6 protein-coding genes are annotated in these 6,650 nt (G+C 69.0%); all 6 read left to right on the forward strand.

Annotated elements, in window-relative coordinates; all coding sequences use genetic code 11:
• Positions 1 to 192 precede the first annotated feature (192 nt).
• Entirely contained in the window at positions 193 to 726 is a 534-nt protein-coding gene (locus AB0915_RS37685; RefSeq protein WP_366695709.1) for an Lrp/AsnC family transcriptional regulator, read from the forward strand.
• A gap of 768 nt (positions 727 to 1,494) precedes the next feature.
• Positions 1,495 to 2,379: an ABC transporter substrate-binding protein gene (locus tag AB0915_RS37690; RefSeq protein ID WP_366695711.1), complete on the forward strand. Its 885-nt coding sequence runs from the start codon at positions 1,495 to 1,497 to the stop codon at positions 2,377 to 2,379.
• A gap of 8 nt (positions 2,380 to 2,387) precedes the next feature.
• Entirely contained in the window at positions 2,388 to 3,362 is a 975-nt protein-coding gene (locus AB0915_RS37695) for an amino acid ABC transporter permease (RefSeq protein ID WP_366695713.1), read from the forward strand.
• Positions 3,359 to 4,132, forward strand: a complete 774-nt coding sequence (locus AB0915_RS37700) for an amino acid ABC transporter ATP-binding protein (protein WP_366695715.1) — start codon at positions 3,359 to 3,361, stop codon at positions 4,130 to 4,132. Before AB0915_RS37695 ends, AB0915_RS37700 begins: the two co-directional genes overlap by 4 nt.
• Positions 4,132 to 5,751 (forward strand): D-aminoacylase, encoded by a 1,620-nt coding sequence (locus AB0915_RS37705; protein ID WP_366695717.1) that lies wholly within the window; start codon positions 4,132 to 4,134, stop codon positions 5,749 to 5,751. The genes AB0915_RS37700 and AB0915_RS37705 overlap by 1 nt, the downstream gene beginning before the upstream one ends.
• On the forward strand, positions 5,748 to 6,650 hold a 903-nt coding region (locus AB0915_RS37710), incomplete at its 3' end, for a serine hydrolase (RefSeq protein ID WP_366695719.1). The genes AB0915_RS37705 and AB0915_RS37710, both read left to right, overlap by 4 nt.

Genomic DNA, 6,650 nt, shown 5'->3' on the forward strand with positions numbered 1-6,650 from the left:
CTGGTGCGTGCGATCGCAAGGCGCCGGAAGGTCCTCGTAGCGGAGCTACTAGGGCATTTCGGCAACGCAGCGAGCGTGCGTGCCAGACGCCGCGAGCCGGGCGCCCATTTTGTGAGCTCCTCTAAGCCCGTACGACCAAAGTTCCAGGCCCGCACACCGTGGCGGGCCGTACATGAGAGCCGGAGCAACAGAATGAGCACGCTGGGTGGCAGCCCCCTGGACGACACCGACCGCCAGATCATCGCCGCACTCCAAGCGGACGGCCGCCGCCCGTACAGCCAGATCGCCGACGAACTGGACATCCCCGCCTCCTCCGTGCGATACCGCGTCCAGCGCATGGAGGAGAACGGCACCCTCCAGATCGTCGGCATCGCAAACCCGCTCACCATCGGCTTCGACCGGTTCGCCATGGTCGGCATCCGGGTCAGGCCGGGCAGCGCCCAGGATGTCTGCCGACGGCTGCGGGAGCTGCCCGAGACCTCGTACGTCATCATGACGGCAGGCACCTACGACGTGATGGCGGAGGTGATCTGCCGGGACACCGACCACTTCACCGACCTGATGAACCGCAGACTGCATCACATCGACGGAGTCGTCTCGACCGACTCGTTCTTCGTGCTGGAAGTGCACAAGCTGGCGTACGGCTGGGGCGTCGGCGAGGTGGACACCTCACTGCTCGACGCCCCGCAGCCGCCACTCAGCGCCGGTTTCGACCAGCGCGCCTGAGCCGCGTCGCGAGCGTCGGCTCGCGAATACCCTATGCACGGACGTCATGGGTGTCGTCGGTGAGGAACTGATGCGTCCTTGCGCCCCCGGAGGGCCGGATCGGCACGCCGACATCGTACGAGCCGGCCGCTGCCGCATCGCGCAGAAACGAGTCGCTCAACCGGCGCGAGGTGGCGGATCGACAACCATGTACCCGTCGATCCGCCACCGAGTCCGCCGGAATCCTGCCGTGCTGCGCGCCGATCGCCCGAAGCGCGGCCTCGTCCACGGTGCCATGCAGCGGGCCTCCCCGGTCCACCAGTGACGGCGGGGCCCCAGCACGGCCATGCGCCTCTTCGCCGCTGCCGCACCGCCCCGATCAGCGGGTCGGACACCGATCGCCGCCACCACCCGTACGGCGCGCAGTTTCACGGCAGTTCCACGTCGACACAGTCGGGGCGCCGGGCCGTGCTCGCGGGCAGGAAGAAGGCGGAGACGGCGACGTGGATTCCGATGCGGCCGGGGACACGGATGTGGACGGCCGGCCGCTGCCCGCGACGTTGCCGAGGAGCCCGTGGTGCCCGCGCGCAGTCCACCGGTACCGAGCAGCAGTCCGCGCCGGCCAAGCGGTTGTCGCATGCGATGCCCCGTTCCCGTTCGGCGACTGGTTCGCCCGGACTCGGAGCCGTACAGATTTCGATGGTCAGGCATGAATAGCTTCATCATCTTCCATTCACCCGGGCGCGACTGCCAGCATCGGCGCACCGCCACCCCGTGAGGGAGAATCCGATGAATCGTCCCCGTTCTCTGCGCTGCCTGGCAGCCTTCGCCGTCCTGGCCCTCGCTGCCACGGCCTGTGGGCGCTCCAGTCAGGGCGATGCCCCGGCCGGCAGCGCCTCGCAGACCGCCGCCGGCCGGACCGCAGCCGAACTGCTCCCTGCTCAGTACCAGCAGAAGGGTGTGCTGCGCGTGGCCACCGCGGTCGGCTATCCGCCCATGGAGATGTACGAGCCCGGGACCACCCGGCTCACCGGTGTCGACCCCGACCTGGCCAAGGCCATCGCCCAGCGGCTCAAACTGAAGCTCGAACTCACCAATGCCGCCTTCGACGGACTGATCCCGGGGCTGGAATCCGGACGGTTCGACCTGATCATGTCGTCCATGACCGACAGTGCTCAGCGGCGCCAGGCGGTCGACTTCGTCGACTACTTCCGCACCGGCGGCGTGATCATGACGAAAAAGGGCAATCCGCAGGGCATCAACTCGCTCGCGGACCTGTGCGGGAAGACCGTCGTCCTTGCCAAGGGCAGCTCGAACCTCCAGATCGGCGAGGAACAGAACGCCAAGTGCCAGAAGAAGATGCGGATCTCCCAGAGCGAGGACGCACCGACCGGGCTGCTCCAGCTGGACAGCGGACGTGCGGTCGCGACCATCGTCGACTATCCCGTCGCCAAGATGTTCACCAAGAAGAACAACACGTACGAGGTCCTGCCGGAGCAGTACGGCACCGCCCCGTGGGGTATAGCGGCCGCGAAGAACCAGGCCGGACTGCGCGACGCCGTCCACAAGGCCCTGCAGGAACTGATCGACGACGGCACTTACAAGAAGATCCTCGACACCTGGGGAGTCGGCGACAGCGCCGTACCCGCAGCAACCGTCAACGACGGGCAGTGAGAACGGACATGAGCCACCAGAAGATGCCCGGCGCCGCCCTCGGTGCGGCGCCGGATCCGGCCCCCGCGGACGCGAGACCGCAGGAGGACGACCTGTCCCTCCAGGTGACCAAACGCCCTCGTCCCGGGCGCTGGCTGGCGGTCCTCGCCGCGGCGCTGTTCGCGGTGTGGCTCGCCTACACCGTCATCGTCAATCCCAATCTGCACTGGGACATCGTCGCCGAGTACCAGTTCGACGGCGTCATCCTCAAAGGCCTCGGGGTGACCATTCAGCTCACCCTCGTCTCGATGGCTCTCGGCATCGCCATCGGGATCGTCGTCGCGGTGATGCAGCTTTCCGACAGTCCCGTACTGCGTCTCACCGCCGGCGCCTACACCTGGTTCTTCCGGGGCACCCCACTGCTGGTCCAGCTCATCTTCTGGTTCAACCTGGCCCTGCTGTTCCCGGTGATCAGTATCGGTATCCCCTTTGACGGCCCCAAACTCATCAGCTGGCAGTCCAACCAGGTCATCACCGGATTCGTGGCGGCACTGCTCGGCCTGTCCATCAACGAGGGCGCTTACATGGCCGAGATCGTTCGAGCCGGAATTCAGAGCGTGGACCCCGGCCAGCGCGAGGCAGGCGCATCCATCGGCATGTCGAACCGTCAGATCCTTTCCCGCATCATCCTTCCGCAGGCGATGCGGGTCATCATCCCGCCGTTCGGCAACCAGTTCATCTCCATGCTCAAGACGACTTCGCTGGTCTCGGTCATCGCCGGCGCCGATCTGATGACCGTCTCCCAGCACCTCTACCTCGCCAACTTCGAGGTGGTCGCGCTGCTCCTGGTGGCTTCGCTCTGGTACCTGGTGCTCACCACGATCGCCAGCATCGGCCAGCACGCCGTCGAACGCCGCTACAGCCCCGGCGCCGCTCCCGGGCTGCGGAGCAGGGTCCTGACCAATCTCGTGCCCCGGCGCGCCAAGAAGGGGGCAGTGGCATGAATAACGTGATCCTCAGGGCCCGCGGGGTCCGTAAACGATTCGGTGACACCGAGGTGCTCAAGGGCATCGATCTCGAAGTCGGTAGCGGTGAGGTGCTCTGTGTCATCGGCCCCTCCGGGTCCGGGAAGTCCACGCTGCTGCGCTGCTTCAACCACCTTGAGCAGATCGACGCGGGGCGGGTGTGGATGAACGGTGAACTGATCGGCTACGAGCAGCACGGCCCGTCCGGCCGAGTGCTGCGGGAACGGCGCGCCCGCGACATCCGACGCCAGCGCGAACGGATCGGCATGGTGTTCCAGCGGTTCCATCTGTTCCCGCACCGCACGGCGGTGCAGAACGTGATGGAGGGGCCGGTGACCGTCAAGGGCCGGTCCCGGGCGAACGCCGAGAAGCAGGCCCGGCAACTGCTGGCCGACGTCGGTCTCGCGGACCGGGCGGACCACTACCCGGGGCAGCTGTCCGGCGGGCAGCAGCAGCGCGTGGCGATCGCCCGCGCACTGGCCATGGAGCCCACGCTCATGCTTTTCGACGAACCCACCTCCGCCCTCGATCCCGAACTCGTCGGCGAGGTCCTGGGCGTCATGCGCGACCTGGCCCGCAGCGGTATGACGATGGTCGTGGTCACGCATGAGATGGGTTTCGCCCGAGAGGTCGCCGACCGTGTCCTGTTCATGGATCAGGGCGCCGTCGTCGAGGCAGGGAGCCCGGAGCTTCTGTTCACCGACCCGCGGCACGACCGCACGCGGGCCTTCCTGTCGACGGTGCTGTGATGGGCCGCTCCCTCGATCTGCTGCTGCGTGGCGGCACGCTCGTCGACGGAACCGGCGCACCCGCCAGGGAGGCGGACATCGCGGTGGTGGACGGGCGGATCGCCGTGCTCCCCGCCGGTACCCCGGCGGCGGCGGCCGAGACCCTCGATGTGACGGGCCGGGTCGTCACACCCGGTTTCATCGATGTGCACACGCACTCCGATGCCCTCGCGGCCCCCCTCGGCAGCGCCGGCACCACGGAGCCGACGGCCGATCTCCGCCTCGCGCCGCTGCTTCAGGGCGTCACCACGGAAATCTGCGGCAACTGCGGGACCAGCCTGTTCCCCTCGCTCCCGGAACGGCTGCCGGTACTCGCCGAACATCTCAGGGTGACGTTCGGACTCGGCCCGGTCCGGCCCGCGGTGGACTTCGACGCATTCGCCGCCGGGCAGGACCCCGCCCTGCGCCGCACCCATATCGCCTCGCTCGTCGGCCATGGCACGCTGCGCGCGGGAGTGATGGGCTTCGAGGCCCGCCCGCCCGGGCCCGACGAACTGGACACCATGTGCACGCTGCTGGACCGGGCGCTGACCCAGGGAGCGGCCGGCCTGTCCACCGGGCTGATCTACCCGCCCGGCACGTACGCCGACACCGAGGAGATCGTCGCGCTGGCCAGCGTCGCCGCCCGCCATGGCAAGCCCTACGTCACTCATCTGCGCGACGAGATGTCACAGGTGGAGTCGGCCCTGGAGGAGGCCCTGGAGATCGCGGTCCGCTCCGGCGCTCCGTTGCAGATCTCCCACCACAAGACCGCGGGCCGGCACGCCTGGGGTGCCACGCTGCGCACCCTGCCCCGGCTGGAACAGGCCCGAGCCGAAGGCGTGGACGTGCTGTGCGACGTCTATCCGTACACTGCGGGAAGCACCGTCCTGCACGCCATGCTGCCCCCGTGGACGAGCGAGGGCGGTGTCGGCGCTCTGCTGGAACGGCTGCGCCGGCCGGAAACGCGCGACCGGATCCGGGCGGACATCGCTCAGGGCGTCAAGGGGTGGGAGAACACCGTGGGAAACGGTGGCTGGGATCTCATCACGGTGGCCGCCGCGCAGGCCCACCCCGAGGCCGCGGGCCGCAGCATCGCCGACCTCGCCGCCGAGCGCGGCGTCCACCCGGTCGACCACGCGTGCGACCTGCTGCTTGCCGAGCAGGGCGAAGTGACCATCATCAGCCACTCCATGCGTGAGGACGACGTACGACGTGTGCTCGCCAGCCCGTTGTCGATGATCGGCTCGGACGGCGTCCCCAAACCCGGTCGGCCGCATCCTCGTTGGGCGGGGAGTTTCGCCCGGGTACTCGGCCATTACGGCCGCGACGAGGAGCTGCTCCCGCTGGAGAGCGCGGTGCACAAGATGACTGGACTGCCGGCTCGGCGATTCGGACTCACCGGCCGCGGGGTGGTCCGCGACGGCGCCCTCGGCGATCTGGTCGTGCTCGACCCGGCGTCGGTGCGGGACACCGCCACCTTCGACCGTCCCCTGCTGGCACCGGAAGGCATCGATACCGTCGTGGTGGCGGGACGGGTCGCAGTAAGAGGCGGCTGCGCGACCGCGGTACGGGCGGGAGAAGTGGTGAGGATCCGATGAGTCTGGCCCAAGTGACCGCGGCGGCCGGGCGCTCGGCCGCGCTGCCGCTCACCCTGGCTGTCGCCGCCGTCGACATCGACGGCGGCGAGACGGTGGGGGTCGACGACCGTACCGTTCTGCCGGTCGCGTCCGCCTCGAAACTGCTGCTGCTCGCCGAGGTCGCACGCCGGCTGGACACCGGGGAGCTGCTCGCCGACCGAACCGTGGACATCCTCGACGAGGACATGGCGGACGGTACCGGTCTGCTGCGCCGGATGAGCAGGCGCGGCTGGACCGTCGAGGACCTGGCCTGGCTGACCGCTTCGGTGAGCGACAACACCGCCACCAACGCACTGCTGCGCCTGGTGGGGCGCGAGTCCACGGCCCGGCTGGCGGCGGATCTCGGGCTCGACCGCCTCACGCTGCACGACAAGGTCCGTGACATCCGGGGCCCGGACGTGCCACCCGTCTTCGCCACCGGCACCGCACGGGACCTGGCGCGGCTGGTGACGCATGCGGTACGCGGCACGATGAGCTCCCCGGCGGCCTCCGCCGGGCTGCTGCGCTGGATGCGCGCCAACACCGACCACGGCCTGGTCCCCGCCTTGGTGGATCACGACCCTTACGCCCCGGGTTTCCCGGACCCGCTGCCCGACGGGCTTCTGGTCGCCAACAAGACCGGCACCGACACCGGGGTACGCGCCGACGCCGGTGTCATCGTCGGGCGGCGCCGACTGGCCTATGCGGTGGTGGCGCACTGGGACACGGTGCTGGGCCCCAGCACCGAGCGGGCCGCGGTGCATGCCATACGGGACGTAGGCCGGACTCCCCCATACGAGCCCAGACTCGCAGTGTCCTACGAGTTGGCTCTTTCGCAGCGGAAGAGATTCGTCTTCGGGGCTGAGCGGTGTATCTTGCTC

The organism is Streptomyces sp. NPDC048411, assembly GCF_040704695.1.
Taxonomy (GTDB): Bacteria; Actinomycetota; Actinomycetes; order Streptomycetales; family Streptomycetaceae; genus Streptomyces.

Coding starts and splice junctions, on each gene's coding strand:
- AB0915_RS37685 (WP_366695709.1), top strand. CDS start 193: ATGAGCACGCTGGGTGGCAGCCCCCTGGACGACACCGACCGCCAGATC.
- AB0915_RS37690 (WP_366695711.1), top strand. CDS start 1,495: ATGAATCGTCCCCGTTCTCTGCGCTGCCTGGCAGCCTTCGCCGTCCTG.
- AB0915_RS37695 (WP_366695713.1), top strand. CDS start 2,388: ATGAGCCACCAGAAGATGCCCGGCGCCGCCCTCGGTGCGGCGCCGGAT.
- AB0915_RS37700 (WP_366695715.1), top strand. CDS start 3,359: ATGAATAACGTGATCCTCAGGGCCCGCGGGGTCCGTAAACGATTCGGT.
- AB0915_RS37705 (WP_366695717.1), top strand. CDS start 4,132: ATGGGCCGCTCCCTCGATCTGCTGCTGCGTGGCGGCACGCTCGTCGAC.